1 protein-coding gene is annotated in these 727 nt (G+C 38.5%); it reads left to right on the top strand.

What is annotated here, in order from left to right; all coding sequences use genetic code 11:
• On the top strand, window positions 1-591 hold a 591-nt coding region (locus G8761_RS26730), incomplete at its 5' end, for a transposase (RefSeq protein ID WP_166030962.1).
• Window positions 592-727: the final 136 nt, after the last annotated feature.

Below are 727 nucleotides of genomic sequence, written 5' to 3'. Positions count from 1 at the left end.
CAAGCAGCCAGTAAGTCCATCGGACTTCGACAAGGCTCCGAAATGGCTAAATTAGAGCTAAAAACGATTCTGGCTAAATATGAATTAATTCAGTTAAAATTCGAAGAATTGGATGCAAAAATAGATGGTTTACTTGATGAAATACCAGGTGTACCACAAATGTTAGCCATAAAAGGTGTGGGAAGGGATACAATTGCCGGCTTCTTTGCGGAAGTTGGTGATCTTAGTGAATATACTCATCCCCGGCAAATTATTAAGCTGGCCGGCTTAAGCTTAAAAGAAAATACATCCGGTAAGCACAAAGGAAAAACGACCATCACAAAAAGAGGTCGGAAGAAACTGAGGGCTCTGTTATTCAGGGTTTGTATGATTCTCGTCGCCAAAAATTCTGCATTTAAGGCATTACATGCTTACTATACTCAACGTCCAGATAATCCATTAAAGAAGATGCAGTCTCTTATCGCTTTATGTAATAAACTGATCCGTATCTTCTTTAGTATAGGTAAAAAGCAATTTGAGTTTAGTGAAGAAAAGATGTTAAAAGACATCCCTCATTTGTCAGTATTAAAGAAGGAAGAATTGGCCGCTTAATTTTGTTTTTTCTTTAGATAAATAATAGTTATTGTTTTAAGGTTTTGGGGACATTTGAAGCACGGATTAGTCGGCAAAGCAACTAAATTACGGGCTAAGACCCTGTGGGGCAGCATGGCCGACATCCACCTCATGG

It is taken from the genome of Neobacillus terrae (genome assembly GCF_011393025.1).
In the GTDB taxonomy this organism is placed as follows: domain Bacteria; phylum Bacillota; class Bacilli; order Bacillales; family Cytobacillaceae; genus Neobacillus_A; species Neobacillus_A terrae.
This window is presented reverse-complemented; position numbering and strand designations above follow the sequence as displayed.